This window comes from Dyella sp. M7H15-1, from assembly GCF_004114615.1.
Classification (GTDB): domain Bacteria; phylum Pseudomonadota; class Gammaproteobacteria; order Xanthomonadales; family Rhodanobacteraceae; genus Dyella_B.
Window position 1 is genome coordinate 2,412,201 of sequence record NZ_CP035300.1, and the last position, 26,504, is coordinate 2,438,704.

A 26,504-nucleotide genomic window follows, 5' to 3' on the forward strand; every position below is an offset into this window, starting at 1 on the left:
GTACCTATCCCACCTACCCCATTCCGACGCGCTACAATCACGGCTCTATCGCCGCCCTTTACGATTGCCCGCCATGCAGGCCCAGGATCCGACCCAGATCGCCCATCTACTGGCCGAACTACGCCAGGAGCATCGTGATCTGGATGTCGCCATCGAACAACTCATCACCTCGATCGGCTGCGACGAACTCCAGATCACCCGCATGAAAAAGCGCAAGCTGCTGCTGAAGGACACCATCGCGCGGCTGGAAAGCAAACTCATTCCCGACCTCGACGCCTGAGCCTCATGCCCATCCTTACCCCGGCCGCCCTGCAGGACGAGCACGTCCTGCTCGAACCCCTCGGCCCACGCCACGCGCCCGCTCTTGAAGCCGCTGCCGCGGATGGCGAACTCTGGAAGCTGTGGTTCACCAGCGCTCCGGAACCTGGCCAGGCCAGGGCGTACATCGACAAAGCGCTCGATGGCCTGGCTGCCCATACGATGCTTCCCTTCGCGGTACGCGAGAAAACCAGCGGCCAGATCGTCGGCGCCACACGTTTCTATGACTTCGTCCCGGAATTGCCACGCATCGCGCTTGGCTACACCTGGTACGCCAAGCGCTGGCAGAAGAGCCACCTCAATACCGCCTGCAAACGCCTGCTGTTGAAGCATGCCTTCGAGGTACTCAATTGCGTGGCGGTGGAATTTCATACCGATCATCGCAACCTGGATTCACAACGCGCCATCGAGCGCCTGGGTGCGCATAAGGACGGCGTGCTTCGCGCCCACAAGCGTCGGCCGGACGGCACGCTGCGCGACACGGTGTGTTACTCGATCATTGCCAGCGAATGGCCGGATGTGCAGCGTTGGCTGGATATGCGGTTGGCGCGGCTGACATCGCTGGGGTGCAAACCCCAACATCGCGATGCGCGGCTGTGACGATGTTGGGGTTTACACCCGAATGGCGCTTACTTAAGCCCCTCTCCCTTTGGGGCTGGGGGTGAGGGTACGGTCGGAGTGCAATGACAAACACTTGTACAAGAAACGATCCCCGCGCTCCGCCCGAACCCTCACCCCCAGCCCCTCTCCCGAAGGGAGAGGGGAGTGTTCCGCGCGCATTGCAATCGACGAGCAAGCGTTTAAGTAAGCACCATTCGGTTTACAACCTACGCCATTTTCGTCGAAACGCCGCATGGTTTCGAATGAAACAACATCGTTGCGCATGAAACCAAACTACTTGCGAGTGCTTGATTCATATGGACGTTTAGCCATCCATACGCACGCGAATCGACAATTTGGAAAATTTCTCAAAAAATAGTTGACACATCTACACAACATACCGTACGGTCGACGATATGCCGCAACGCAACAGCCACCGCGAATTCATCGCTGCGATCCGTCCACCGACGTTGATCGACATGCTGCCGCTTACCGGCCTCCTTCTTATTTCCCTTGTACTCGTACTCCTTATTACCCACGGAGGTGCGGGCTGAAGGCGCGTGTCAAGGTAAAGCAAAACTAACCTAGATACCCCAAGGAACCCCGCATCCGACCAGGATGCGGGGTTTTTTATCGCCCTCGCCATCACCTAAACGGAGCCAGGCCATGACCAGCGAAACCCCACAACCGAACGATCCCGACGAAGCCGGTGACAGCACCGAAGATCGCGTACGTATTTTCGATACCACCTTGCGCGACGGCGAGCAGGCACCCGGTTTTTCCATGGATCGGCGCGCGAAATTGTGCATGGCACAAGCGCTGGAAACACTAGGCGTGGACATCCTGGAAGCCGGTTTTCCACAGGCATCGCCGGATGATTTCGCTGCTGTCGACGAAATTGCGCGAACGTTACGCAACACGACGGTCTGCGCACTGGCGCGATGTCAAACCGGCGACATCGACACCGCCGCCCGCGCACTGGAACGCGCCAGACGATCACGCATTCACCTGTTTCTCTCCACCAGCCCACTGCATCGCGAACACAAGCTTGGCATGAGCAAGCAGCAAGTGCTGGACACCGCCGTCGCCTCCATCCAGCACGCACGCAAGTACTGCGCCGACATCGAATTTTCGGCCGAAGATGCGATGCGCACCGAGCCGGAATTCCTGGTTGAAGTCTTCAGCACCGCCATCGCCGCCGGCGCCACCACCGTCAACGTTCCGGACACCGTGGGGTACACCACGCCCGCTGAAATCTACGAACTGTTTACCTACCTGCGCCAAAACGTGCGCGATGCGCACAAGACGGTGTTCTCCTCCCATTGCCACGACGACTTGGGCATGGCCGTGGCCAACAGCCTGGCCGCCGTCAGCGGTGGCGCGCGTCAGGTGGAATGCACCATCAACGGCATCGGCGAGCGCGCCGGCAATGCCGCATTGGAAGAAATCGTGATGGCGCTGAAGGTACGCGCACCACGCTTCGGCTTGCGTACCCACATCGATACGCACAAGCTTTTTCCCACGTCACGCCTACTGAGCCAGGTCACCGACCAGGTAGTACAACGCAACAAGGCCGTGGTGGGTGACAACGCGTTTGCGCATGAGTCGGGCATCCACCAGCACGGCATGCTCAAGCATCGCGGCACTTACGAAATCATGCGACCAGAAGACGTCGGTATTGCCGAAACCACGCTGGTGCTGGGCAAGCATTCTGGTCGCCACGCGCTGCGCCAACGCCTGGAAACACTGGGACACGCCTTGGACGACGAAGCGCTGGACAGCGTGTTCAAGCGTTTCAAATCGCTGGCTGACCGCAAGCGCGAAATCCGCGATGAAGATCTGGAAGCACTGGCCTTGAACCAGGACCCGGATGCCACCGGTCCGTGGCATCTCACCCAACTCAACACTAACTCGCACCTGGGCGGAAGCGCCTCGGCCACGGTGAAACTGAGCCACGAAGACGGCCGTGAAATAGGCGAAGCCGCCATCGGCGACGGCCCCGTCGACGCGGTGCTGCGTGCCATCAAGCGAGCCACCGGCACCGACATGGTGCTGACGCGCTTTCAGGTGCGTGCCATCAGTGAAGGTGGCGACGCGCAAGGCCATGCGCAACTCGTCGCGCGCCACGCCATGCGTGACTGGCACGGCAGCAGTGTCAGCACCGACATCATCGAAGCGACCGCATATGCCGCACTCGCCATCGTCAACCGCATCGAGCGGCAAACCCGCGACAACAGCGCCGATGCATCTGCACTCCAAGGAGCCACCGCATGAGCGCGCGCACACTATTTGAAAAGATTTGGGACGCTCACATCGTAGCGCCCGAAAGCGCCGATACGCCGACCGTTTTGTACATCGACCTGCATCTGGTGCACGAAGTCACTTCACCGCAGGCGTTCAGCGAATTGCGTTCGCGTGGCTTGAAACTGCGTCGCCCGGATCGCACGCTGGCGACGCTGGACCATTCCACGCCGACCTTGCCCGTGGCAGCGAACGGCGAGCGTCCGTATGCGAATGCGGAAGCAAAAGCGCAGGTCGCACAGTTGGAAGCCAATTGCCGTGAATTCGGCGTGCCGTTGTACGGCTGGGACAGCAGCGACCGTGGCATCGTGCATGTGATCGGTCCCGAATTGGGCGCCACCCAACCAGGCATGACCATTGTGTGCGGCGACAGCCACACTTCCACGCACGGTGCGTTCGGTGCACTAGCGTTCGGTATCGGCACCACGGAAGTCGGCCACGTGATGGCGGCGCAATGCCTATTGCAGCGCAAGCCGAAAACCTTCGCGATTCACGTCGACGGCAAACTGCCGCGTGGCGTCGGCGCGAAGGATCTGATCTTGCACATCATCGGCGAGATCGGCGTCGACGGTGGCACCGGCTACGTGCTCGAGTACCGCGGCGAAGCGATCGAAGCACTGTCGATGGAAGAGCGCATGACGGTGTGCAATATGTCGATCGAAGCTGGTGCACGCGCAGGTTTGATCGCGCCGGATGAAACTACCTTTGCCTGGTTGAAAGGCCGCCCGCGTGCACCGCAAGGCGCTGCGTGGGATGCAACAGTGCAACGCTGGTGCGGGCTGCGCAGCGACGAAGGCGCGAAGTACGATCGCGAAGCGCGTATCGACGCCAGCCAGATTCGCCCCACTGTCACCTACGGCACACATCCGGGCATGGCGATCGCGATGGACAAGCCGGTCCCCGTCGCACGCAATGCGGTCGAGCAACGCGCGCTGGATTACATGCAGGCGAAGGCGAACCAGCCGATGCAGGGCACCGCGGTGGATGTGGTGTTTATCGGCAGCTGCACCAACTCGCGTCTTTCCGATCTGCGCGAAGCCGCCAACGTGATGCGCGGTCGCCACGTTGCCAATGGCGTGCGCGTGCTGGTCGTGCCTGGCTCCGAAGCGGTGCGTCGCGATGCGGAGAAAGAAGGCTTGCACGAAGTGTTTCTGGCCGCCGGTGCGGAATGGCGCATTCCCGGTTGCTCGATGTGCATCGCTATGAATGGCGACTTGGCACAGCCGGGGCAGCTGGTGGTGAGCACGTCGAACCGCAATTTCGAGGGTCGCCAAGGCAAAGGGGCGCGCACCGTGCTGGCCAGTCCGGCTACGGCTGCCGCTTCTGCGATTGCCGGCGCGATTGCCGACCCACGCGAATACCTGACGGAGGTGGCTGCATGAACGCCACACACTCGCGTGAACAGTCCCCTCTCCCCTCCGGGGAGAGGGCTAGGGTGAGGGGCGAATCTCGCCGCGCGCTTCATGCGAAGCGCTCCCCCTCACCTCAATCCTCTCCCCAAAGGGGAGAGGAAGCCTGCTTCGCTGGAGTTTTGCTATGAAACCTGTCACCCGCATCCACTCGCGCACCGCTGTGCTGCTCGACGAAAACATCGACACCGACCGCATCATCCCCGCGCGCTTTCTCACCACCACCGAACGCGCTGGCCTGGGCAAGTTCTGCTTCAACGATTGGCGCTACGCCCAAGATGGCAGCGATAACCCGGATTTCCCGCTCAACAAACCCGAAGCGAACGGTTGCGCCATCCTGGTCGCGGGCCGCAACTTCGGCTGCGGCTCCTCACGCGAGCACGCACCGTGGGCGCTGCTGGATGACGGCATCCAGGCCGTGCTGTGCAGCGAGATCGCAGACATCTTCCGCGGCAATGCATTGAAGAACGGCCTGCTCGCCATCGTGATCGATGAAGCCGAGCACCGCTGGTTGCTGAATAATCCGGGCATCGAACTATCCATCGATGTGCGCGAACAGGCCATCCAGCTTCCCAATGGCGGACATATCCGCTTCCAACTGGAGCCGTTCGCACGCCATTGCCTGTTGAACGGCGTCGATCAGCTCGGCTTTCTGCTTCAGCACCATGACGCAATCACCCAATACGAACACCAACAGGAGAAAGCGGCATGAACGCTCGCATCGTCACCCTGCCCGGCGACGGCGTAGGTCCGGAAGTTACCGACGCGGCAGTTGCCGTACTGAAAGCCGTGGCCGAACGCAGCGGCCACACGTTTGAATTCGAAACGCATCTGATCGGCGGCTGCGCGATCGATGCCACCGGCGAGCCGCTGCCCGCGGCGACATTGGAAGCGTGCAAGAAAGCCGACGCGGTGTTCCTGGGCGCCGTCGGCGGTCCGAAGTGGTCCGATCCGCAGGCCAAGGTGCGCCCTGAACAGGGATTGCTGGCGCTGCGTGCAGCCTTGGGCGTGTTCGCCAATCTGCGTCCATTGCATGTGCATCCGGCACTGGCGGCACTGTCGCCGCTGAAGAATGAAAAACTCAAAAACGTCGACGTGCTGTTCGTGCGCGAACTAACCGGCGGTGCGTACTTCGGCGCCAAGACCCGTACCACCGACACCGCGACGGATGAGTGCAAATACACCGTGGCCGAAATCGAGCGCGTCACCCGCCGCGCGTTCGAACTGGCGCGCGAGCGCAAACAACACATCACTTCCGTCGACAAAGCCAACGTGCTGGAAACCTCGCGCCTGTGGCGCAGCACGGTGACGCGTGTCGCTGCCGAATATCCGGATGTGAAGCTGGAGCACCAGTTGGTCGATTCGATGGCGATGCTGTTGTTGACCCAGCCGTCGCGCTACGACGTGGTGGTCACCGAAAACCTGTTCGGCGACATCCTCACCGACGAAGCCGCGGCCTTGGCCGGCTCGCTCGGCTTGTTGCCATCCGCCTCGCTGGGCGAAGGCAAGGTCGGTTTGTACGAACCCATTCACGGCTCCGCGCCGGATATCGCCGGCCAGAACGTCGCCAACCCGCTGGGCGCGATCCTGTCCGCCGCGCTGCTGCTGCGCCACTCGCTGGGCTTGGAAATCGAAGCCGCCACGATCGAAGCCGCGGTAGCCCACGTATTGAGCAACGGCCCGCATAGTTGCGATATCGGCGGCAAAGCTTCCACCCGTGACATGCGCGATGCCGTGATCGCCGCGCTCGACGACGTTGCCACGCCCGCCTTCCTGTGCGGCCTGCGTGCGTGCGGCTGAGCGAGGCGACGCGTTGCAGACGCTCGGCCTGTCGCCGATGGACTTCAACGATATCCCGGCCACGCATGAGATGTTGCGCTGAGCGGACACTCCCCCGCTTTCGGCGCAAAGCTGGCACGCTACACTTCCTCCCATGACCCTGACTTCCCGCAAGCGCCCGCGGCGCAATCCACCCGCGCCCGCCACCCACCGCCTGCGTCCTGCCGCCTCTGCGCCGACCATGCCGACCATGCCGACGAGTCCTGCGGACAGCTCGACCCGCGCTACGCGTGTGCTGGACTGGCTGCTACGCGGACTGCCGGATCGTCAGCGCCAGAAAGCGCATGACATGCTTGTACTTACCCGCATGGATCGCCCCATTGGCGCCCTGCTCCTGCTATGGCCGACCTGGTGGGCGCTTTGGCTCGCCGCCGGCGATTTTCCACCGTGGAAGCCCCTGATCATCTTCACCCTCGGCGTGTTCGCCATGCGTGCTGCGGGTTGCGCGATCAACGATTACGCCGACCGCAAGCTCGATCCGCAGGTAACGCGGACTGCCGGGCGCCCGATCGCCTCGGGCCGGATCACGCCGCGAGAGGCGCTGATCGTCTTCGCCTCGCTGCTGGGGTTTGCGTTCGTGCTGGTGCTGTTCACCAATGCGCTAACCATCAAGTTGTCGTTTATCGGCGCAGCGCTCGCGGCCATCTATCCCTTCACCAAGCGCTATACCGATCTGCCGCAGGTGGTGCTCGGCGCGGCTTTTGGCTGGTCGATCCCGATGGCTTTCGCCGCTGTGCAGAACACGGTGCCAGCCGTCGGCTGGGTGCTGTTCATCGCCAATATCCTGTGGTCGGTGATCTATGACACGGAATACGCGATGGTCGATCGCGATGACGACATCAAGGTCGGCGCACGCTCCACCGCCATCCTGTTCGGCGACGCCGATCTCACCATCATCGGCGTGCTGATGGGCACCTTCATCACCGCCATGGTGATGGTCGGCACCCGTGCGCATCTGGGCTGGCCTTATTGGCTGTCCGTCGTCGCCACGGCCGGTTTGTTCGGCTGGCAGCAGTGGCTGATCCGCAACCGCGAACGCGATACTTGCCTTGCGGCGTTTCGGAACAACAATGGGGTAGGCTTAGCGTTGTGGATCGGCATAGCGCTGGCGTTGGCGATTCGCTGACGCGCTCCGCTTTTTCATATTGCCGTCACAAGGCAGGATCGATCCTTCCCTTACCTGCCGCTACCAGGAATCGGCGCACGTGCAAGCGCCCATGCATCCACGCGTACCACTCCCGCGCGCTTTAAGGTGCGCACGCACTCGGCAAGCGTGGCACCTGTCGTGAATACGTCATCAAGCACTGCGACATGCGTAGGCAATGGCACAGCATTGCGCAGCACAAAGGCGCCACGAAGATTGCGTCGACGCTCCATCGCGTCCAATCCTGTTTGCGCATCGGTATGGCGAGTGCGTATTAGCACATCATGTCGACAGGGAATGCCAAAGATGCTCGCAAGGGGTCGTGCGATTTCCACCGCTTGGTTATAACCCCGTTCGCGCAGCCGACGATGGTGCAAAGGCACCGGGATGATCATCCGCGGCAACGTGACAGGACAAGCTTCGCGTTGCCACAGCGTCGTCAGCGCGCGTCCCGCGGCAAGATCTCGACTGAATTTGAAGCGCGTTTCCAGCCAATCCAGTGGCCACGCGTAACGAAATGGCGCCCAAGCGGCATCCCAGGGCGGAACTTTACGCTGGCAGCGGCCGCATAGCGGGACCGACATGGGAAGCGGCAACGCGCAGCGCTGGCAGCAGTGCGTGTTGCGCGGCAATTCCGCCGCACAGTCGGCACACAAATCCATGCCATTAGCATCGGCATCGCCGCATAGCAGGCAACGCCAGGGCAGCAGCCAGTGGTGCAAGTGGGAAAGCCAGCGAATCGGCGCGTCCATGCGTAATGTTTCGGTCAGTGGTTGGGTTTGAACATCGCCGCATCGAGGATCGACCACAAATGGATAATCCAGCCCATCCAGAACACCCACAACACGCCGGCCAGCACGAACATCAGTACGGCTTTCAGGAAACGCCCCTGCACCAGTTGGCCCAGTCCCGGGATGAACAGACTGCAGATGGCGGCGATCACATTGCCGGCACTACCTTGACCTGCCGCATTCATGGCGACTCCTTCGATGGATGATGGGTCGATGTTAGCGGCCCGCGCCTCCATTCCGTCAACTATTCGCGCGCGAATCGAGTTGACAGTCCACCGGGTGGCTCCCACACTGTGCGCCGGTTTCCCGGAGCCTTCCCATGACTGCAGCCGCGCTTCGTCACGACTGGACCCGCGACGAAGTCGTCGCCCTATTTGCCTTACCCTTCAATGAACTGCTGCACCGGGCGCACAGCGTGCATCGCGCGCATCACGATCCGAACGCGGTACAGATATCCACTCTGCTGTCGATCAAGACCGGCGGCTGCCCGGAGGATTGCGGTTATTGCCCCCAGGCCGCCCGCTACCACACCGGGGTGAAGGCAGAGAAGCTGATATCGATGGAAAGCGTAGTCGCCCGTGCGCAGGCCGCCAAGCAGGCCGGCGCCAGCCGCTTCTGCATGGGTGCCGCGTGGCGTAGCCCGAAGGACCGCGACGTGGTCCAAGTGGCGGAAATCGTTTCCGCCGTGAAGGCGCTGGGTCTGGAAACCTGCGCCACGCTGGGCATGCTCAGCGGCGAACAAGCGCAGACGCTGAAGCAGGCCGGTCTCGACTACTACAACCACAACCTGGATACGGCGCCGGAGTTTTACGACCAGGTCATCCACACGCGCCAGTACCAGGATCGCCTGGATACCCTGGAACAGGTGCGCCAGGTCGGCCTGAAGACCTGCTGTGGCGGTATTGTCGGCATGGGCGAGACGCGCGATCAGCGCGCTGGCTTGCTGCAGACGCTGGCTAACCTGCCGGAGCATCCGCAATCGGTGCCGATCAACCAGCTGGTGCAAGTGCCAGGTACGCCGCTGCATGGCACGCAGGCGCTGGACCCGTTCGAGTTCGTGCGCACGATCGCCGTGGCGCGCATCCTGATGCCTCAGTCGATGGTGCGCCTGTCCGCCGGCCGTCAGCAGATGGACGATGCCGTGCAAGCCTTATGCTTCTTCGCCGGCGCCAACTCGATCTTCTATGGCGAAAAGCTGCTGACCACCGGCAACCCGGATGTGGAACATGATCGCGCGCTGTTCCGCCGCCTTGATTTGCATGCATTGGAAGTGGTCGAGGAAATCGACACCGTGCACACCGACATCCTTGAGACGGAAGCCGTCGGAAGCTGTGGCCAGAGCTGTGGCTGCGCGGCCTGACTTGCTCGAGCGTCTGGCCGTCCAGACGGCCGAACGCGCACAGGCACAATTGCAACGCCGCCTGCACACCATCGATGCAAGCCATAGACCCTATGTGGAAGTCGGTGGGCAACGCCTGCTGGCCTTCTGCACCAATGATTATCTTGGCCTAGCGCAAGATCCGCGCTTGATTGCCGCCTTGAAGAAAGCCGCCGATACATGCGGTGTCGGCAGCGGCTCGGCGCATCTGATCTGCGGCCATCATCGCGAACACGCCGCGCTGGAAGAAGCGTTGGCCGAGTGGACCGGGCGCGAACGCGCACTGCTGTTTTCCACCGGCCACATGGCCAACCTCGGTGTGATCCAGGCACTTCTCCAACGTGACGATCTATGCGTGCAAGACAAGCTCAATCACGCCTGCCTGCTGGATGGCGCGCAACTGGCCGGCGCCGTGTTGAAGCGTTATCCGCATGCTGATGCCAACGCCGCCGCTCGCCCATTACAGCGCGCCGCGAACAGTTACGCCCTGCTCGCCACCGATGGCGTATTCAGCATGGATGGCGATATCGCCCCGTTGCAGGCATTGGCGACTCTGTGCGCAAGCGAGCGAGCCAGCTTGATGGTGGATGACGCACACGGGCTGGGGGTATTGGGACACGACGGCGCCGGCAGCGTCATGGAAGCAGGTTTGACCGAACGCGACGTGCCGATTCTGATGGCGACGCTAGGCAAGGCGCTCGGTTGCGGGGGCGCATTTGTTGCCGGCTCCGCGACGTTGATCGATGGCTTGACCCAATTCGCGCGCACCTATGTTTACACCACAGCCATGCCCCCGGCTCTTGCCGCGGCAGCCCATTGCGCGGTCACGTTGGCCCGCAGTGAAAACTGGCGGAGGGAAAAGCTCAACGCGCTGATCCAGCGCTTCCGCTTCGGCGCGAAACAACTCGGCTTACCGCTGATGCCTTCGCGCACGGCCATCCAACCGCTGATGCTGGGTGATGCCCAGCGCGCCGTGGACACCTCCCGCGCCCTGGAGGCCCAGGGCCTGCTTGCCGTCGCCATCCGCCCGCCCACCGTCCCTCATGGGCAGGCGCGCCTGCGCATCACCTTGTCGGCCAACCACGAGGAAAGCCATGTGGATAGGCTCTTGCAGGCACTTGAGTCCCTGCGTCTGGCGGATGCGTCGGTATAATTAGCGTTCTCGCACTCCCCCTCCGCCTATGTCGATCCTCAATATTTCCGCTTACCGCTTCGTCAGCCTGGACGATCTGCCGGCGTTGCGCGAACGGGTGTTTGCACAGTGCGAGGCGCTGGCGCTGAAAGGCACCATTTTGCTGGCACCCGAGGGGATCAACCTGTTCCTGGCCGCTCCGCGCGAAGCGATCGACGCCTTCATGGCGTGGCTGCATCAGGATTCGCGCTTTGCTGGCCTTGAGGCGAAAGAATCGCCCTCCGACCAGGTGCCGTTCAAACGTATGCGCGTGCGTCTGAAGAAGGAAATCATCACGCTGCGACAACCTACCATTCGCCCCGAAGGTGGACGCGCGCCCGCGGTGGATGCGGCGACGCTCAAGCGTTGGCTGGATCAGGGGCACGACGATCGCAGCCGCGACGTGATTCTGCTGGATACGCGCAACGCCTATGAAACCGACATAGGCATGTTTCCGCAGGCTGTCGATTACCGCATTGCCCGTTTTACCGAATTGCCCGGCGCACTGGCAGCCGATCAGGCGCGCTACCACGGCAAGACGGTGGTGTCGTATTGCACCGGTGGCATTCGTTGCGAAAAAGCAGTGTTGCATATGCAAGACATCGGCATGGAAAACGTGTACCAGTTGGAAGGCGGCATCCTGAAGTATTTCGAGGAGGTCGGCGGCACGCATTGGGAAGGCGACTGCTTTGTCTTCGATGAGCGAGGCGCCGTCGACAAGGCACTCGCACCCCTGGATTTGCTCCCTCTCCCCTATGGGGAGGGAGCTGAAAGCACATGAGCCTGCATATCGAGGTCCACGGCAGCGGCCCGATGCCGCTGGTGATGATCCACGGCTGGGCGATGCACGGCGGCATCTTTGCGCCGCTGGTGGAAGCCTTGCGTGAACGCTGCACGATATATCTGGTCGATCTGCCCGGTCACGGCTACTCGCGCCACTGCGGCCTGCCACTGGATCCATCGCCATGCGCACGCGCCATCGCCGACGCCACGCCGCCAGCCGTATGGATGGGCTGGTCGCTCGGCGGACTGGTCGCGCTCAATGCAGCACTGGAGCTTCCGCAGCACGTTCGCGCGCTGGCCATGTTGTGCGCCACGCCGCGCTTTGTGGTCGCTGAAGATTGGCCGCACGGCCGGGATGCTTCACTGGTGCAACAACTCGCCGCCGATTTGGAAACCGACTACCACGCCACCATTGAACGTTTCCTGGCACTGGAAGTGATGGGTAGTCCCGATCCGCTCGGTGATCTACGCAAACTACGCGCCGAAGTGTTTTCGCGTGGTGAACCTGATTTACGCATATTGCAGGAAGGCATTCGCATTCTCGACCAGACCGATCTGCGCGCTAGCCTCCCGCAACTGAAAGCAAAACCGAGTTGGTGGAGTGCCGGGCGACTGGATCGTCTGGTGCATCCGGCTGCGATGCAGACATCTGCGGATGCGTGCGGCGGCGAATGTCACGTCATTGCGCGCGCCGGACATGCTCCGTTCCTGAGCCACCCTGATGCCGTAGCGCAGATTTTGCTGCCCTGGCTTGAATCCCTTCGATGAGTGATTTCCAAGTCGACCATCGCCGGGTGCGCGCCAATTTCAGCCACGCTGCCGAGAGCTACGAGCAACACGACGCCTTGCAGCGCGAAGTGCAACAACTTCTGCTGGAACGGCTCGATTTCTATCTGCAGCAACCCGAGCGCGTCATCGATGTCGGCGCCGGCACCGGTCGCGGCAGCGCATTGCTGAAAAAGCGCTACGCCAAGGCACAGGTGATCGCCGTGGATGCTGCTTTGCCGATGCTGCGCACGGCCAAGTCCCACACACGCTGGCTCAAACCGTTCCTGCGCGTATGCGGTGAAGCCACGGCATTGCCCCTGCCTGATCACAGTGTCGATGTCTTGCACTCGAATCTGTGTTTCCAATGGATCGATGACCTGCCCACGCTGTTCGATGAATGCGTGCGCGCACTGAAGCCGGGTGGCATGTTGCTGTTTTCCACCTTCGGCCCGGATACCTTGCGCGAACTGCGTGCGGCATGGGCATCGGTGGATCAGCACTCACATGTCAGCCGCTTTCTGGATATGCACGATCTGGGCGACGCCATGATCAATGCCGGCCTGCGTGATCCGGTACTGGATGTGGATCGTTACACGCTCACCTACAGCGAACCGAAAGCATTGCTGTATGAGCTCAAGGGACTCGGAGCTACTCACGCTGACCGTGTCCGCAAGCGCGGACTGACCGGCAAACACCACTTTCAGAGCATGCTCGCAACCTACGAAGCCATGCGCAAAGACGGCCGCATTCCCGCCACGTGGGAGGTGGTGACCGCTCACGCTTGGGGTCCACCGCCCGGCCAATCGCGTCGCACCAAGGATGGCGGCGAAATCGCCAGCTTCTCGATCGACAGCCTGCGCGGGTCGCGGCGGCGCTAGCCCGACTTTCGGGTTAGCTTAGGGATACCTGAGCAGTCTGTTGAGAAACTTACGCCGAAATCGCCAACCGCTCCGAGCGATAAACCTTCGCCGTCACCAAGGTAACCAGCAGCGCCACGACCAGCCCAGACACTATGCAGGCGGCCATCTCACGCGGGGCAATTTCACCACCGCGCAGCAACTGCGTAATGCCCACTTGCTGACCAAGCAACGGCACCGCATACATCCAATCCACCACTTTCACCGGTAGCACGCTGAGCAGAATCGACGGCAACGCCGGCACTATCATCAGCACGCCCAGATAGGTCTGCGCTTCGCGATAGCTCTTGGCGAACGCCGCCACCAGGGTTTGCAGCGATGCCAACAAGATAATCAGATGTTTTCGCGTGCGGTGAGGCGCTTGTACAAACCTCTCGCATCAGGAAACACTCCGAGTTGACGACGCACCGCCGCCGCGTTACTCGTCGCATCAATACCATCGACCAGCACTTTCCCCTGATCAGGATGCATCAACGTATACAGCATGCGCAGCGTGGTGGTCTTGCCGGCGCCATTGGGGGCCAACAAGCCTGTGATCTCACCGTCGCGCGCCTTGAAACTGACTCCATCGACGGCTTTCACTGTGCCGAAGCAAACATGCGCACCACGCTGGCAAGCGAAAATTCGCTCAATGGGCGCTCGACTGTCTGATGGGTCTGTGGATCGCGGAAGCTGACCGTATGCGGATTGGCGCGCAGCGCATCGCGCAATTGATACAAGGTTTGCATGATGTTTCATGGGAGTCTTCCTTGGCCCCCTTGCAACTCAGCGGATGGGAGCCACCCGTACCACGCTGATCCAACAGCACTACATCGTGATGCTTGAGCACCTCGACAAACGCAGGCGCTTCCAGTACCCACGATTCAGTCGCCGCTTCGCCCGGGCCACCGGCCGGCAAAACGGTCATGTTCGGATCGGGCACCTGTGCATCGCTGCGTGCAATGGCTAGCTTCAGGCCGATGCGGCGGCTGTGCGGATCATCGCGGTTTTCCGGCGCGTCGAACGTCGTGCACCAGGCCCCGGCGGTCACGCCACTGCCAGGACGCCCCCATTCACAGGGTTTGAAGGTCAACGCGCCGCGGTGCCAGATGCGCGCAGCGGGCGCCGCCACCTTGCCAGATGCGGCTGTCAACGAGGCGGGTGTCGACGTGGTGTTTTCCGGCACCACGTGCGACGACTTATCCATTCGCCAGCACGGATAGGCGAGTGCACTGATAACCACTGTGACAACAACGATGCGTAACACGGTTCTGGATGGCATCCCTACGCTGCTCCGGGTACGAAGATCATTTCGATCGGACCTCATCGTGACGTCCGATTAGGTTTCTTCGTTGTGATGTTCCTCTGCCACCGCAGCGCGGGATCTTGGAACAAACGCTTTGGCCGCTACATTCCATTGCCCCGGTGGAAGTGGGTGATGCGCGTTCCCTGCCTTCTTCGTGACCTGCACGTAGGGTTGGTTTTCCTGGAACGCATAGGTCATGGTGTACCCCTCACCCTTAAATTGACTCAGCGCTAGTTCCGCGCTTGCACGCATCTTCCCTTTGTTCGCGGCCAGATGACGCGATGAACCATAGACGACCCGGAGGGTGTCGCAAGAGGGTAGTAGCTGATGGAGCGCCATGGTGCAAAACGCGTGACCTAACTTGTGTGACAAGTAGTGAAGATCCACTGCAAATAGGTGACCGTGTCGGGGATCAGGATGAATGTGTCGCGGGTTGTTTAGTAACCGCCAAAGCGTCCTGGAATAGGTCCCAGGCGTGAGGTCCTGCGGACGGAGCGGCAGGTTCAATGAGCCACTGATCTGGGTGATTAAAGATTTTGTCGAGGGATGGGTGAGATGGTTTCTTACGCTGAAGATACACTCCGCCAGATAGGTTGCCGGAGGAATACCTGTCTTGGTGACGTCGTTAGCGCTGATGCGTGCTGCATGCACGACCAAGGCATCCAGCACCGCGTGAGTGCCCGCCGTCGGCGGCATGTTTTGCAGCCCGTACAGGGCGTTGCCGATTTCTTGGGCAGATAAGGGGGGTGCCTCGGAAATGTACGGCGCTATGGCCTGCAGCACCGCCTCGGTGCCCGCCGTCGAAGGCATGTTCTGCAGCCCGTACAGGGCGTTGCCGATTTCTTGGCCAGATAAAGAGGGGGCCTCGGAAATGTGCGGCGCCATGGCCTGCAGCACCGCCTCGGTGCCGTCCGTCGAAGGCATGTTCTGCAGCCCGTACAGGGCGTTGCCGATTTCTTGGCCAGATAAAGAGGGGGCCTCGGAAATGTGCGGCGCCATGGCCTGCAGCACCGCCTCGGTGCCGTCCGTCGAAGGCATGTTCTGCAGCCCGTACAGGGCATTGCCGATGGCTTGGGCATCTAAAAAGGGTGTCTTGGAAATGTGCCAGGCCATGGCCTGCAGCACCGCCTCGGTGCCGTCCGTCGAAGGCATGTTCTGCAGCCCGTACAGGGCATTGCCGATGGCTTGGGCATCTAAAAAGGGTGTCTTGGAAATGTGCCAGGCCATGGCCTGCAGCACCGCCTCGGTGCCAGAGGTAGATGGCATCGCCTGCAAGTTGTAAAGGAGGGTGCCCGCAGCCTGAGGTTTCAATCCTTCTGGTAGGTCGTTCAACCAGTCGACCATGGCGTGCAATAACGGTTCCAACTGCTGCCTGCCATGAGGGTCGTTCCCGACTTTTAGAAATAGCGAGCTCCATTGGGCATACGTTTGCTCATTCAATATGTACCGGGGTGAGTTGCGTACAAGCGTGGGGAGCTGCTCCACGAGCAACTTGAGATCATCCGGCGTAGGCCGATCGAAGTGTTTCATCATTTTGAACCAGCATGCACACGTCAACACATTTAACCGGCACGGTTGCGCTCGCAATGCCGCGCGCAGTGCGCCGGCTGATTGGATCGGTGCAGCCGGTGCTTTGCCCTTAACGGCCGGCCTCCCATCCACCGGCGCTGACTCTGTGTGGATACCTGGGGCCGCATTGGGCGAGAGAGGCGCACCGCGACCTGACGAAGGAACCGGTGCCGACGTGTGATGGTTACCGGTGGCCCAAGGCTGGCCTCGCCCGCTGAACCCGCCGCGAGAGCGATCGCCGGTGCCTCGCCTATCCCGAGCAGGTGGCGCATCTAAGACTTGGGCACCGTGAAAAACACCTCCTTCGGCGGGCGTTGGTGCATCACTGGCAGGTGATTGCGAGGTATCCGACACAGATACCTCACGTTGATAAGGATTAACGCGTTGATAAGGACCAACATGCATGAGGCTATTCCTAATTAGTCATTAATGAGTGTGCGGAGACTGGTCTGTGCAACAACGCGACAAAAAGTGGCTGGCGTTGCACTATTGAGCTTTTCATCATTCACAACATGCGCTCCGCGTAGATCAGAACTCCACGAACTTCAACATCGCCGATTCGTTATCCCAGCTTTCGCTGGGATAACGATTCTGCTTCCAGGCATCCGATTACACAAATCTTTCTTCGATGTCAGGCCAGGTGAGCAAAGTGTAATCGGATGGGTTTGGCCGCTACAGAATAAATCAGAACTTCCAAGATGGTTGACAGGAGTCGCATAGCGAAGCGGTTCATGGCCTACCCTGCCATCAAGTTCCAGTTTGCGATGCTCTGCGTACTCAGTCCCAATCGTCATCAGACGGCGAGATTGGACCTGTTAGCCTGATGGGTGGTACCCCACGCCAAAAGGACTATGCTGATTGGCCTGCCACCAGGTTCCGTACACCACGCTGAAAGCCAGAATGATTGTGTTGCGGATACCCCAATGCAGCAGGCATGGCCACAAGCATGGAATCGCATGCCGGTGGCGCGTCTGCCAGGTTTACATGCGGCCGCGAGCGATATCGCGGTCCTATCGAATATTCGACTCATGTCATCAGGAGTACTGCAATGGAACACCCAACCCGCACGCTCAATGGACTCGGCCAGAGCCTTTGGCTGGATAACATCACGCGAAGCATGTTGGGCGACGGTACCTTACTAGGCTACCGCGAGCAAAAGAGTGTTACCGGCCTGACCTCCAACCCCACCATCTTTGCCCAGGCCATCAAGTCCGGTAAGGACTATGACGCGTCGATCCGCGCTGCCGGGCAGGTGGAGCCGGAAACGATTTTCTTCGGCTTGGCCATCGACGACCTTCGTCGCGCCGCCGCCATCTTCGAGCCGGTCTATCAGCATACGCATGGCGTGGACGGATGGGTGTCGCTGGAAGTTTCGCCGTTGCTGGCGGACGACACCGCCCGCACCGTCGAGCAGTCGGTTGCACTGCACAAGCAGGCCGCGGTGCACAACCTTTTCATCAAGGTGCCGGGCACGCCGGCCGGCATCGGCGCCATCGAAGAACTGATCTTCCGCGGCGTGCCGATCAATGTGACCCTCCTGTTCTCGCCCGTGCAATACCAGGCGGCGGCCGATGCCTGGCTGCGCGGCCTTGAACGTCGTCATGCGGCAGGATTGGATCTGGACGTGGCTTCGGTCGCGTCGATATTCATCAGTCGCTGGGATGTGAAAGTGGCCGACAAGGTATCGGCTGAGCTGCAGAATAAACTCGGCTTTGCGGTATGCGGACAGATTTACGCTAAGTACCGCCAGCTACTTGATTCGCCACGCCTGCAGCGCCTGCAGAACGCCGGGGCGCGCGTACAGCGCCTGCTCTGGGCCAGCACGGGCACCAAGGATCCGCAAGCCAGCGATGTGCTTTACATTGAAAACCTGGTAGCGCCGCTGACCGTCAACACCATGCCGCAAAAGACCCTGTTGGCCTTCGCCGATCATGGCAAGGCTGCGCATCTGATGGCCCTGAACGACCCGAGCGTGGCCAGCACGCTGGCGAAGTTCGAGGCTGCTGGCATCCTGGTCGAGCCGCTGGCGAAGACACTTCAGCAGGAAGGTGCCGATACATTCGTGAAGTCCTGGCGCGAATTGCTGGATACCATCAGCGAGCGCATGGGAGCCACCGCATGAGCGCGTTACGCGAGAAAGCGGCATGGCGCGCACTGGAACAACATCAATCCGAACTGGCCCGACACCATCTGCGTGATCTTTTCGCGATGGATCCCGGTCGCGCCGAGCGCTATCGCGCCGAGGCCGCGGGCTGGAAGTTCGATTATGCACGTCATCGCATTAACGACCAGACGTTGGAACATCTGTTTGCGCTAGCGCGTGAATGTGGACTGGAAGCCCGCCGCGACGCCATGTTCGCGGGCGAAAAGATCAACATCACCGAACAGCGCGCGGCCTTGCATGTTGCCTTACGCGCACCGGCGCGCAATGTGATCAAGGTCGATGGCGTCAATGTAGTGCCCCAAGTGCACACGGTGCTCAGGCGCATGGTCGAATTTGCCAACGATATCCGCGAAGGGCGCTGGCTTGGCTTTACCGGCAAACCGATTCGCAACATCGTCAATGTTGGCATCGGCGGATCCGACCTCGGGCCGGTGATGGCGTTTGAAGCCTTGCGTCACTACAGCGATCGCAAGTTGCAGATGCGCTTCGTTTCTAACGTGGACTACACCGACTTCGCTGAAGCGGTGATTGATCTGCGCCCCGAGGAAACCCTGTTTATCGTTGCCTCCAAGACCTTCACCACACTGGAAACGATGACCAACGCGCACAGTGCGCGCGACTGGTTGATGAAAGCAGCGGGTGGCGACAAGAAAGCAGTTGCCAAGCACTTTGTCGCGCTATCCACCCATGCGAAGGCGGTGGAAGAATTTGGCATTTCCGCCGATCACATGTATGGCTTTTGGGATTGGGTGGGCGGCCGTTATTCGATGGATTCGGCCATCGGCCTGTCCACCATGATGGCGGTCGGCCCGGATGCTTTCAGCGAAATGCTCGCTGGTTTCCACGCGATGGATGAGCATTTCCGCACCGCGCCATTGAAACGCAACCTGCCGGTCATCATGGGCTTGCTGGGCGTGTGGTACACGGATTTCTTCCATGCCGAAACCGTGGCCGTGCTGCCGTATGAGCAGTATCTCAAACGTTTTCCTGCCTATTTGCAGCAGCTCACGATGGAGTCGAATGGCAAGCACGTCACGCTGGAAGGTGCCAGCGTCGATTACCCCACTGGCCCCATCTATTGGGGCGAGCCAGGCACCAACGGGCAGCATTCGTTCTATCAACTTATCCATCAGGGTACGCGGCTGATTCCTTGTGATTTCGTTGGTTTCGCGCAGTCATTGAATCCGTCTGGCCGCCATCACGATCTGTTGATTGCCAATGTCATCGCACAAGCGGAAGCTCTGGCTTTCGGCAAGACTTTGCAGCAAGTGAAAGATGAGGGCATCAGTGACGAGCTGGCGCCGCACCGTGTGTTCGAAGGCAATCGTCCTTCCAGCCTACTGCTGGCTGATCGTCTTACGCCGGCTGTGCTGGGCAGCCTAGTTGCCCTTTATGAGCATAGCGTGTTCACGCAAGCGACGATCTGGAACATCAACCCTTTCGATCAATGGGGCGTGGAACTGGGCAAGCAACTGGCTCTGCGCGTAGTGGACGAGATTGAATCGCCGCGCAAGCCACTCAATCACGACAGCGCTACCAATGCGACAATTACGTGGTATCGCAAGACGCGTCGCAAGGTATCGATCGAAGCTGCCGCGCCTGTATCTGCAGTCAAGCCGCAGCGCGTGCTGGTGATCGATATTGGTGGCAGCCACGTCAAGGCCATGCTCAGCGGCAATCCACGCGAAGTGGAGATCAAGTCCGGTCGCTTGCTAGCGCCGGAAACGATGATCAAACAATTGCGCCCGACGATTCGGGGCTGGAAATACGATGCAGTGACGATCGGTTATCCCGGCCCGCTCCTGCACGATCGCATTGCGCGCGATCCGTACAACCTTGGCAAAGGTTGGGTGGGTTTCGATTTCGCCAAGGCGTTCGGTTGCCCGGTGAGGGTTATCAACGATGCAGCCATGCAGGCATTGGGTAGTTACGAAGGTGGTCGCATGTTGTTCCTTGGCCTGGGCACTGGCCTGGGCACGGCGTTTATCGTCGACGGTGTCATCGAGCCGATGGAGCTGGCACATCTTCCGTATAAGAAAGGCACGTTCGAGGACTACGTTGGCACGCGCGGCCTGAAAAAACTCGGCAAGAAGAAATGGCATGCGTATGTCTTCGATGTGGTCGAGCAATTGCGCGCGGCACTTGAGCCCGATTACGTCGTGCTTGGCGGTGGTAATGTACGCCACCTCATCGAGTTGCCCGAAGGCGTACGCCGTGGCGACAACCGTAACGCCTTTATCGGCGGATTTCGCTTGTGGGAGAACCATGCATGAGCGCAGCAACATCACGGAAGGAAACACTGCAACTGGGTTTTGTTGGTTTGGGACGCATGGGGCTGAACATGGTTCGCCGCATGCAGCAAGCGGGCATCGATTGCGTGGTATTCGATACGAATATCGATGCGCGCAAAGAAGCTGCCAGCTATGGCTCGACCATCGCCGAATCGATTCAGGACTTGGCCGGCAAGCTTGAAGGTTCACGAGCCGTATGGCTGATGTTGCCGACGGCAGTGGTCGATGCGGTGCTCGATCAGCTTGTGCCGCTGCTATCTGCTGGCGATATCGTCATCGACGGCGGCAACTCGCATTACGTGGAGGACCTGCGGCGCGCTGAGGCGCTCAGCAAGCATCGGATCATGTACGTTGACGTCGGGGTCAGCGGCGGCGTGTGGGGGTGCGAGCGCGGTTATTGCCAGATGATTGGTGGCCCTGAACAGGCTTACAAACGGCTGGAGCCTGCTTTTGTTGCACTAGCGCCTGGCGTGGGAGCAGCGCCGCGCAGCGAAGGGCGCACGGGTGATCCGTCGCCGGCTGAAAACGGTTATCTGTATTGCGGCCCTAGTGGTGCCGGCCACTTCGTAAAGATGATTCACAACGGCATCGAATACGGCTTGATGACCGCTTATGCGGAGGGCCTCAACGTGCTGAAGGGTGCCAATGCCGGCAAACACAAGCGCAGTGCCGATGCCGAAACCTCGCCGCTGGAGCATCCGGAACGCTATCAATACGACTTCCCCATCAGCGAGATCACGGAACTGTGGCGTCGCGGCAGCGTGATCGGCTCGTGGCTGTTGGATCTCACGGCTACCGAACTGAACCGCGATCCCTCTTTGAAGGATTACACCGGTCGTGTTTCCGATTCCGGCGAAGGGCGTTGGACGGCACAAGCCGCAATCGATGAAGGCGTGCCCGTACCGGTGCTTACGGCAGCACTATTCGGTCGCTTTACTTCACAGGGCAACGAGCTTTACGCGAACAAGGTGATGTCCGCGATGCGCCATGCTTTCGGTGGTCATCATGAAGTCACGACCGACAACAAGGATTGAGCCATGACCGCCGCCACGCTCGTGATTCTTGGCGCCAGCGGCGATCTCACCAAGCGGCTGTTGATGCCGGCGCTGTATCGCCTGCACGCGCTAGGCTTGACCCCGGATTTGCGCATCGTCGGTTATGCCATGGAACCATGGAGTCGTGCGCATTTCGAGCAGCATATCCATGAAGCGTTGCAAGCCTTTGCGATGGACTTCAAGCCAGCGCAGTGGAATCGCTTCCGTCGCCAGCTCGATTATGTAGGTGGCGAATTGAAAGCGGATCAGCTTGTCGCGCTCAAGGGCAAGCTGAGCCCGGCCACCATGTTTTATCTTGCATTGCCACCTCCGTTGTTTGGTGTAGCAGCCACAGCGCTCGGCGAAGCCGGTTTTTCAGAGAGCCCGCGCGGCGGTTGGCGGCGTCTGGTAGTGGAAAAGCCGTTCGGCACCGATCTGGCTTCCGCCGAAGCCTTGCGCGGGCAGATGCATACGTATTGGGAAGAAGAACAGATCCTGCGTATCGATCACTTCCTCGGCAAGGAAACCACCCAGAACCTGATGGTGTTCCGTTTTGCCAACCGCTTTCTCGAACCCATCTGGAACGCACAGAACATTGCGCAAGTGCAGATCACCTACGCCGAAACCCTGGGCGTGGAACAGCGTGCCGCTTATTACGACAAGGCGGGTGCCTTGCGTGACATGTTGCAAAATCATCTGATGCAGTTGTTCAGCCTTACTGCGATGGAACCGCCTTCGAGCTGGGATGCGGAAGTGCTGCGCGATCACAAGGTTGAAGTGTTGCGCTCCGTCACGCCAATCACTGCAAAGACGATCAACAAGCATGCTGTGCGCGGGCAATATCGAGCCGGCAAGCTTGGGCGCAAAAAAATGATCGGTTATCGCAACGAGCCCGGTGTGAAACGGGGCTCCGACACGGAGACTTTCGCTGCCTTACGACTGGAAGTGGACAATTGGCGTTGGCGTGGCGTGCCGTTCTATTTGCGCAGCGGCAAGCGGTTAGCCAGTAACTACTCTGAAATTGCCGTGCAGTTTCGCGAGGTGCCGGGTCCGATTCCGCATGCTGTGCATGCGGGCAACAACTGGATGATTTTCCGTATTCGTCCAGTTGAACGCATGGATTTGCTGGTGACCGCCAAGCAGCCAGGCGTGAAATTGGCAGGACGTCCGGTGACGTTGACGGCGCCTTATGCAACACCGAACGATCGGGAATTTTCCGCCTACGAACAGTTGCTGGTGGATGCGCTAGGCGGCGATCGCTCGAACTTCCTGCGTTTTGACGAAGTGGAATGGGCGTGGCGAGTGCTCTCGCCTGTGTTGAGGGCCTGGGAGAAAGGTGCGCCGAATTTCTATCCGGCAGGTTCCGAAGGTCCTGATACGCAAGCGCGATTGCTCGATCTCGGTCATGACTGGCGGCCGATCGCCCTGGATGGGGATGGCTGAGCCGGGGCCGCAGCGGCCATCGCTGCGACCCCGCAAGGCGCAGCGGTAGAATGGCGTTATGCATATCTTCAAAGTTTTCCAGATCGAGGCTGCGCATCGGTTGCCCAATGTTCCAGTCGGGCACAAGTGCGCGCGGCTGCATGGTCATTCATTCCGCATCGAAATTCATCTGCGCGGCGAGCCTGATCCCAAGCTGGGCTGGGTGATGGACTTTGCCGATGTGAAGATGGCTTTTGCGCCGCTCTACGACCGGCTGGACCATCATTACCTCAACGACATCGAAGGGCTTGAAAATCCTACCAGCGAAATGCTGGCGCGCTGGATCTGGCGACATCTGGAACCTGTTCTGCCGGGGCTGAACAAGGTTGTCGTGCATGAGACCTGCACATCTGGGGCATCCTGTACCCGGGATAGCTTTTGACACAAATTTGACGCGATGCAAAATTAATTCTTTGTTACCAGTTGATTGTGTTTGTTGAAGATTTTGTGAAGTGTCGAATCTTTTTTAAAAAAAGATATTGCGCCGCACAAAAAGCCTTGCTAGTCTTTATCCCACTCTCCCACTTCCCGTTGAGGGACAAAGTCATGACCCAGCAACTGAACTCCCAGATTTTTGCTTATGCCAAGCAGCTTTCCGACAATGCATTTAAGGCGCACGCCCTGACCATCAGAGGTCTAGAGCAGGTCGCCGAACTGCAGCTCGCAGCCCTGGAAAAGCAGGCTCAGGTTACCGCTGACTTCATTGCCCAGGCGGCTGAAGTGCGTGACATCGAAGCCTTGCGTGGCCTGTGGGAAAAGGGCACGTCCCTGGGTCGCGAACAGGCTGAGAGCGCTGTGGCCGTCACCAAGGAAGTGGTTGCCGTAGCCCAGAAGACCGCCGAGTCCCTCAACGCGCTCCTGCAGGAACAGCAAAAAGCTGCCAACGAGGCCGTGGCCGCTCCAGTTGCTGCCATCAAGAAGGCCGCTGCAGCCGCTGCCAAGTAATCGTCTTCCTGCCATCGCGATTCCCTTGCGATTTGCCATTGGGCCGGGCCTCTGCGTCCGGCCCTTTTCTTATCAGCACGTCCTTATCAGCACGTCCTTGTCCGTACAGCCCTCGTGAGGCGGCATGTCGCACATGGGTCAGCTTGCTGGTCCAAAAGTCACGCTGATATACTTTTCCGGATTGGATCGTGGCCCGTGGCGTGTTGAATGCCTGGTGCGGAAACCGCAGGAACCTCACGTGCTCAACAGTCTTGCTTCCGGTCGACGTCTTGCGCTGCGATTACTGCTTTGGCAGCTATTCGCGGCGCTTATTGTGGGCCTCGTTTTTGCGACGTTGGGACTTCGCGAAGCGATAGCGGCAGCGGCGGGGGCAACGATCGTGGCGTTGGGAACCGTGCTGCTTTCGCTGAGGTTCTTTAGCCAGGTAAGCGGCGCCGGCATTGCGCTGGGGCACTTACTGATAGGCATGATCCTGAAATGGATCGTGATCATCGGGGGGATGATCACGATCATGTTTCAATACAAATTGCCGCCGTTAGCTGCCATCACGGGGCTGGCGGCTGCTTATGCGGTTAATCTGCTGGCGTTCAGATTTAAGGGTTAAAAGATGGCAAGCGAGCCGCAGGGCGGTCTTACCGAATACATCACGCACCACTTGCGCCATTTCAAGCCGGTGCAGATTAGCGAAGGCGGCTTCTGGTCGGTGCATATCGACTCGCTGACCGTATCGTTGGCGTTGGGCGTGGTGTTCTGCCTGTGGTTCTGGGCCAAGGCTCGCAAGGCCACGTCTGGCGTTCCTAGCAAGGGCCAGGCCTTCGTCGAAATCGTGCTCGAGTTCGTCGATGGTCAAGTCAAGGACGTTTTCCACGGCGATCGCCGCTTCCTCGGCCCATTGGCGCTGACCGTGTTTGTCTGGGTGTTCCTGATGAACGCCATGGATCTGCTGCCGGTTGATCTGCTGCCCTGGATCACATACCAATTCGGCATCGGCCACTTCCGTTCCGTGCCCACCGCCGATCTCAACCTGACCTTTGCGATGTCGATCACCGTGTTGTTGCTGGTGATTTTTTATAGCTTCAAGGCGAAAGGCTTCAGTGGCTATACACACGAACTCTTCACAGCGCCGTTCGGCGCCCATCCGACCCTGTGGATTCCCAATTTCCTGTTGAACATCGTCGAGCTGCTGTCCAAGCCGGTCAGTCTGTCGATGCGATTGTTCGGCAACATGTACGCTGGCGAACTGGTGTTCATGTTGATCGCAGGCCTGTTCAGCGCCGGTAGCTGGGTGCTTTATGGCATGGGCGTGATCGGTTATGCGGTGTGGGGCATCTTCCACATCCTGATCATCTCGATTCAGGCCTTTATCTTCATGGTGCTCACCATCGTGTATATCTCGATGGCCCACGATCACCACTGAGTCATTCACTTTGTTTGTAAGAACAACTGCTTTTCTTTTCTTGAGGAGAACACCGTGGAACTAGTTGCTCACCTTGCCCAAGTCCAGGGCTTTACCGCTATCGCCCTTGGCCTGATCATCGGTTTCGGTGCGCTTGGCGCCTGTATCGGCATCGGCATCATGGGTTCGAAGTTCCTCGAGGCTGCCGCCCGCCAGCCTGAGCTGGTGCCACTGCTGCAAGGCCGCATGTTTCTGCTAGCCGGCCTGATCGACGCGGCGTTCCTGATTGGTGTGGCGCTGGCAATGTTCTTCGCGTTCACCAATCCGCTGCTGAACGCGCTGAAGACTGCCACGGGCGGTTAATCCCGTCTGGTAGTCCATTTCCGGGTGCAGCCGTGATCGCACGGTTGCATCTCTTAGCCATCCACATGTACAGGTAACGCAGCGATGGAATTCAACGCGACCTTGATCGGCGAAATGATCGCATTCGCCATTCTGATCTGGTTTTGCGTCCACTTCATTTGGCCGCACATCACCAAGGCCATCGAAGAACGCCAGCTAAAAATCGCTGAGGGCCTCAATGCCGCCGAGCGCGCGCATGCCGAGCTGAAGGAAGCCGACAACAAAGTGGCAGCCGAGATCAAGCAAGCACGCCAGCAGGCTGCCGAAATCATCGACCGCGCCCAGCAGCAGGCCAACCAGATCCTTGACAAGGCCCGTGCCGACGCGGTGTCCGAGATCAACCGCCTGAAAGCGGTCGCGCAGGACGATATCGCTTCGATGGCGCAGCGCGCCCGCGAAGATCTACGTGAACGCGTCGGCGCACTGGCTGTTCAGGGTGCATCGAAGATCGTGCAGCGTGAGATCGACCCGGCGGCACACAGAGCGTTGCTCGACCAGCTCGCCACCGAGATCTGAT

27 protein-coding genes and 1 pseudogene are annotated in these 26,504 nt (G+C 60.0%); 22 read left to right on the forward strand and 6 right to left on the reverse strand.

Annotated elements, in window-relative coordinates; translation table 11 throughout:
* Positions 1 to 73 precede the first annotated feature (73 nt).
* The 7 genes from EO087_RS11175 (at position 74) to ubiA (ending at position 7,593) form a co-directional block, all read left to right on the forward strand.
* Positions 74 to 280, forward strand: a complete 207-nt coding sequence (locus EO087_RS11175; RefSeq protein ID WP_128898931.1) for a DUF465 domain-containing protein — start codon at positions 74 to 76, stop codon at positions 278 to 280.
* Positions 281 to 285: 5 nt separating this feature from the next.
* Entirely contained in the window at positions 286 to 918 is a 633-nt protein-coding gene (locus tag EO087_RS11180; RefSeq protein WP_128898932.1) for a GNAT family N-acetyltransferase, read from the forward strand.
* A 666-nt stretch (positions 919 to 1,584) separates the two neighbouring features.
* Complete coding sequence (locus EO087_RS11185) at positions 1,585 to 3,192, forward strand: 2-isopropylmalate synthase (protein ID WP_128898933.1); 1,608 nt, start codon at positions 1,585 to 1,587, stop codon at positions 3,190 to 3,192.
* Entirely contained in the window at positions 3,189 to 4,601 is a 1,413-nt protein-coding gene (leuC, locus tag EO087_RS11190) for a 3-isopropylmalate dehydratase large subunit (protein WP_128898934.1), read from the forward strand. Before EO087_RS11185 ends, leuC begins: the two co-directional genes overlap by 4 nt.
* 154 nt (positions 4,602 to 4,755) lie before the next feature.
* On the forward strand, positions 4,756 to 5,340 hold the full coding sequence (leuD, locus tag EO087_RS11195) for a 3-isopropylmalate dehydratase small subunit (RefSeq protein WP_128898935.1): 585 nt from the start codon (positions 4,756 to 4,758) through the stop codon (positions 5,338 to 5,340).
* Positions 5,337 to 6,428, forward strand: a complete 1,092-nt coding sequence (gene leuB / locus EO087_RS11200; RefSeq protein WP_128898936.1) for a 3-isopropylmalate dehydrogenase — start codon at positions 5,337 to 5,339, stop codon at positions 6,426 to 6,428. Before leuD ends, leuB begins: the two co-directional genes overlap by 4 nt.
* A 229-nt stretch (positions 6,429 to 6,657) precedes the next feature.
* On the forward strand, positions 6,658 to 7,593 hold the full coding sequence (gene ubiA / locus EO087_RS11205; RefSeq protein ID WP_240669204.1) for a 4-hydroxybenzoate octaprenyltransferase: 936 nt from the start codon (positions 6,658 to 6,660) through the stop codon (positions 7,591 to 7,593).
* 50 nt (positions 7,594 to 7,643) lie between these two features.
* Here ubiA and EO087_RS11210 read toward each other — a convergent pair whose 3' ends face one another.
* Together EO087_RS11210 and EO087_RS11215 are read right to left on the reverse strand one after the other, a co-directional pair.
* A complete protein-coding gene (locus EO087_RS11210) occupies positions 7,644 to 8,363 on the reverse strand; it encodes a ComF family protein (protein ID WP_128898938.1) in 720 nt (239 codons plus the stop codon).
* A 14-nt stretch (positions 8,364 to 8,377) separates the two neighbouring features.
* Positions 8,378 to 8,587, reverse strand: a complete 210-nt coding sequence (locus EO087_RS11215) for a hypothetical protein (protein WP_128898939.1) — start codon at positions 8,585 to 8,587, stop codon at positions 8,378 to 8,380.
* A 134-nt stretch (positions 8,588 to 8,721) separates the two neighbouring features.
* Between EO087_RS11215 and bioB the strand changes: the two genes are divergently transcribed.
* From bioB to bioC, 5 genes are read left to right on the forward strand one after another with little or no spacing between them, the layout of a single operon-like run.
* On the forward strand, positions 8,722 to 9,762 hold the full coding sequence (gene bioB / locus EO087_RS11220; RefSeq protein ID WP_128898940.1) for a biotin synthase BioB: 1,041 nt from the start codon (positions 8,722 to 8,724) through the stop codon (positions 9,760 to 9,762).
* Positions 9,734 to 10,933 carry an 8-amino-7-oxononanoate synthase gene (gene bioF, locus EO087_RS11225; RefSeq protein WP_240669032.1) on the forward strand — a complete coding sequence of 400 codons (1,200 nt, stop codon included), beginning with the start codon at positions 9,734 to 9,736 and terminating at the stop codon, positions 10,931 to 10,933. The genes bioB and bioF overlap by 29 nt, the downstream gene beginning before the upstream one ends.
* Positions 10,934 to 10,961: 28 nt before the next feature.
* Positions 10,962 to 11,732: a sulfurtransferase gene (locus EO087_RS11230; protein WP_128898941.1), complete on the forward strand. Its 771-nt coding sequence runs from the start codon at positions 10,962 to 10,964 to the stop codon at positions 11,730 to 11,732.
* Entirely contained in the window at positions 11,729 to 12,502 is a 774-nt protein-coding gene (bioH, locus tag EO087_RS11235; RefSeq protein ID WP_128898942.1) for a pimeloyl-ACP methyl ester esterase BioH, read from the forward strand. Before EO087_RS11230 ends, bioH begins: the two co-directional genes overlap by 4 nt.
* Positions 12,499 to 13,380: a malonyl-ACP O-methyltransferase BioC gene (bioC, locus tag EO087_RS11240; RefSeq protein WP_128898943.1), complete on the forward strand. Its 882-nt coding sequence runs from the start codon at positions 12,499 to 12,501 to the stop codon at positions 13,378 to 13,380. Before bioH ends, bioC begins: the two co-directional genes overlap by 4 nt.
* A 49-nt stretch (positions 13,381 to 13,429) precedes the next feature.
* Here the strand turns inward: bioC and EO087_RS11245 are convergent, their stop codons facing one another.
* The 4 genes and pseudogenes from EO087_RS11245 to EO087_RS11260 form a co-directional block, all read right to left on the reverse strand.
* Positions 13,430 to 13,744 (reverse strand): hypothetical protein, encoded by a 315-nt coding sequence (locus EO087_RS11245; protein WP_128898944.1) that lies wholly within the window; start codon positions 13,742 to 13,744, stop codon positions 13,430 to 13,432.
* Between the two features lie 11 nt (positions 13,745 to 13,755).
* Positions 13,756 to 14,052 (reverse strand): annotated as a pseudogene (locus tag EO087_RS11250) (ATP-binding cassette domain-containing protein); the annotation flags it as partial.
* Positions 14,048 to 14,605: a hypothetical protein gene (locus EO087_RS11255; RefSeq protein WP_128898945.1), complete on the reverse strand. Its 558-nt coding sequence runs from the start codon at positions 14,603 to 14,605 to the stop codon at positions 14,048 to 14,050. The pseudogene EO087_RS11250 and the gene EO087_RS11255, both read right to left, overlap by 5 nt.
* A 132-nt stretch (positions 14,606 to 14,737) precedes the next feature.
* Positions 14,738 to 16,237 carry a hypothetical protein gene (locus EO087_RS11260; RefSeq protein WP_164931825.1) on the reverse strand — a complete coding sequence of 500 codons (1,500 nt, stop codon included), beginning with the start codon at positions 16,235 to 16,237 and terminating at the stop codon, positions 14,738 to 14,740.
* A 1,084-nt stretch (positions 16,238 to 17,321) separates the two neighbouring features.
* Here EO087_RS11260 and tal point away from each other — a divergent pair.
* From tal to EO087_RS11310, 10 genes are all read left to right on the forward strand, one after another.
* Positions 17,322 to 18,395: a transaldolase gene (tal, locus tag EO087_RS11265; RefSeq protein ID WP_128898947.1), complete on the forward strand. Its 1,074-nt coding sequence runs from the start codon at positions 17,322 to 17,324 to the stop codon at positions 18,393 to 18,395.
* Entirely contained in the window at positions 18,392 to 20,710 is a 2,319-nt protein-coding gene (gene pgi, locus EO087_RS11270; protein ID WP_128898948.1) for a glucose-6-phosphate isomerase, read from the forward strand. Before tal ends, pgi begins: the two co-directional genes overlap by 4 nt.
* A complete protein-coding gene (gnd, locus tag EO087_RS11275) occupies positions 20,707 to 21,762 on the forward strand; it encodes a phosphogluconate dehydrogenase (NAD(+)-dependent, decarboxylating) (protein WP_128898949.1) in 1,056 nt (351 codons plus the stop codon). Before pgi ends, gnd begins: the two co-directional genes overlap by 4 nt.
* A 3-nt stretch (positions 21,763 to 21,765) precedes the next feature.
* Positions 21,766 to 23,205: a glucose-6-phosphate dehydrogenase gene (zwf, locus tag EO087_RS11280; protein WP_128898950.1), complete on the forward strand. Its 1,440-nt coding sequence runs from the start codon at positions 21,766 to 21,768 to the stop codon at positions 23,203 to 23,205.
* Positions 23,206 to 23,263: 58 nt separating this feature from the next.
* Positions 23,264 to 23,626, forward strand: coding sequence for a 6-carboxytetrahydropterin synthase QueD (queD, locus tag EO087_RS11285; protein ID WP_128898951.1), 363 nt, complete (start codon positions 23,264 to 23,266; stop codon positions 23,624 to 23,626).
* 47 nt (positions 23,627 to 23,673) lie between these two features.
* Positions 23,674 to 24,189, forward strand: a complete 516-nt coding sequence (locus tag EO087_RS11290; RefSeq protein ID WP_240669033.1) for a phasin family protein — start codon at positions 23,674 to 23,676, stop codon at positions 24,187 to 24,189.
* Between the two features lie 133 nt (positions 24,190 to 24,322).
* Entirely contained in the window at positions 24,323 to 24,793 is a 471-nt protein-coding gene (locus EO087_RS11295; RefSeq protein WP_240669034.1) for an ATP synthase I, read from the forward strand.
* A gap of 3 nt (positions 24,794 to 24,796) precedes the next feature.
* Positions 24,797 to 25,606 carry a F0F1 ATP synthase subunit A gene (gene atpB / locus EO087_RS11300; protein WP_128898952.1) on the forward strand — a complete coding sequence of 270 codons (810 nt, stop codon included), beginning with the start codon at positions 24,797 to 24,799 and terminating at the stop codon, positions 25,604 to 25,606.
* 54 nt (positions 25,607 to 25,660) lie between these two features.
* On the forward strand, positions 25,661 to 25,948 hold the full coding sequence (gene atpE, locus EO087_RS11305; protein WP_128898953.1) for a F0F1 ATP synthase subunit C: 288 nt from the start codon (positions 25,661 to 25,663) through the stop codon (positions 25,946 to 25,948).
* Between the two features lie 84 nt (positions 25,949 to 26,032).
* Positions 26,033 to 26,503 carry a F0F1 ATP synthase subunit B gene (locus tag EO087_RS11310; RefSeq protein WP_128898954.1) on the forward strand — a complete coding sequence of 157 codons (471 nt, stop codon included), beginning with the start codon at positions 26,033 to 26,035 and terminating at the stop codon, positions 26,501 to 26,503.
* The last annotated feature ends 1 nt before the right edge of the window (position 26,504 follow it).

Coding starts and splice junctions, on each gene's coding strand:
- leuC (WP_128898934.1), top strand. CDS start 3,189: ATGAGCGCGCGCACACTATTTGAAAAGATTTGGGACGCTCACATCGTA.
- bioB (WP_128898940.1), top strand. CDS start 8,722: ATGACTGCAGCCGCGCTTCGTCACGACTGGACCCGCGACGAAGTCGTC.
- EO087_RS11260 (WP_164931825.1), bottom strand. CDS start 16,237: ATGATGAAACACTTCGATCGGCCTACGCCGGATGATCTCAAGTTGCTC.
- leuD (WP_128898935.1), top strand. CDS start 4,756: ATGAAACCTGTCACCCGCATCCACTCGCGCACCGCTGTGCTGCTCGAC.
- pgi (WP_128898948.1), top strand. CDS start 18,392: ATGAGCGCGTTACGCGAGAAAGCGGCATGGCGCGCACTGGAACAACAT.
- ubiA (WP_240669204.1), top strand. CDS start 6,658: ATGCCGACGAGTCCTGCGGACAGCTCGACCCGCGCTACGCGTGTGCTG.
- bioC (WP_128898943.1), top strand. CDS start 12,499: ATGAGTGATTTCCAAGTCGACCATCGCCGGGTGCGCGCCAATTTCAGC.
- EO087_RS11215 (WP_128898939.1), bottom strand. CDS start 8,587: ATGAATGCGGCAGGTCAAGGTAGTGCCGGCAATGTGATCGCCGCCATC.
- bioH (WP_128898942.1), top strand. CDS start 11,729: ATGAGCCTGCATATCGAGGTCCACGGCAGCGGCCCGATGCCGCTGGTG.
- queD (WP_128898951.1), top strand. CDS start 23,264: ATGCATATCTTCAAAGTTTTCCAGATCGAGGCTGCGCATCGGTTGCCC.
- EO087_RS11185 (WP_128898933.1), top strand. CDS start 1,585: ATGACCAGCGAAACCCCACAACCGAACGATCCCGACGAAGCCGGTGAC.
- EO087_RS11175 (WP_128898931.1), top strand. CDS start 74: ATGCAGGCCCAGGATCCGACCCAGATCGCCCATCTACTGGCCGAACTA.
- tal (WP_128898947.1), top strand. CDS start 17,322: ATGGAACACCCAACCCGCACGCTCAATGGACTCGGCCAGAGCCTTTGG.
- EO087_RS11295 (WP_240669034.1), top strand. CDS start 24,323: ATGGGTCAGCTTGCTGGTCCAAAAGTCACGCTGATATACTTTTCCGGA.
- EO087_RS11310 (WP_128898954.1), top strand. CDS start 26,033: ATGGAATTCAACGCGACCTTGATCGGCGAAATGATCGCATTCGCCATT.
- EO087_RS11255 (WP_128898945.1), bottom strand. CDS start 14,605: ATGGATAAGTCGTCGCACGTGGTGCCGGAAAACACCACGTCGACACCC.
- leuB (WP_128898936.1), top strand. CDS start 5,337: ATGAACGCTCGCATCGTCACCCTGCCCGGCGACGGCGTAGGTCCGGAA.
- gnd (WP_128898949.1), top strand. CDS start 20,707: ATGAGCGCAGCAACATCACGGAAGGAAACACTGCAACTGGGTTTTGTT.
- atpB (WP_128898952.1), top strand. CDS start 24,797: ATGGCAAGCGAGCCGCAGGGCGGTCTTACCGAATACATCACGCACCAC.
- EO087_RS11230 (WP_128898941.1), top strand. CDS start 10,962: ATGTCGATCCTCAATATTTCCGCTTACCGCTTCGTCAGCCTGGACGAT.
- zwf (WP_128898950.1), top strand. CDS start 21,766: ATGACCGCCGCCACGCTCGTGATTCTTGGCGCCAGCGGCGATCTCACC.
- EO087_RS11210 (WP_128898938.1), bottom strand. CDS start 8,363: ATGGACGCGCCGATTCGCTGGCTTTCCCACTTGCACCACTGGCTGCTG.
- EO087_RS11180 (WP_128898932.1), top strand. CDS start 286: ATGCCCATCCTTACCCCGGCCGCCCTGCAGGACGAGCACGTCCTGCTC.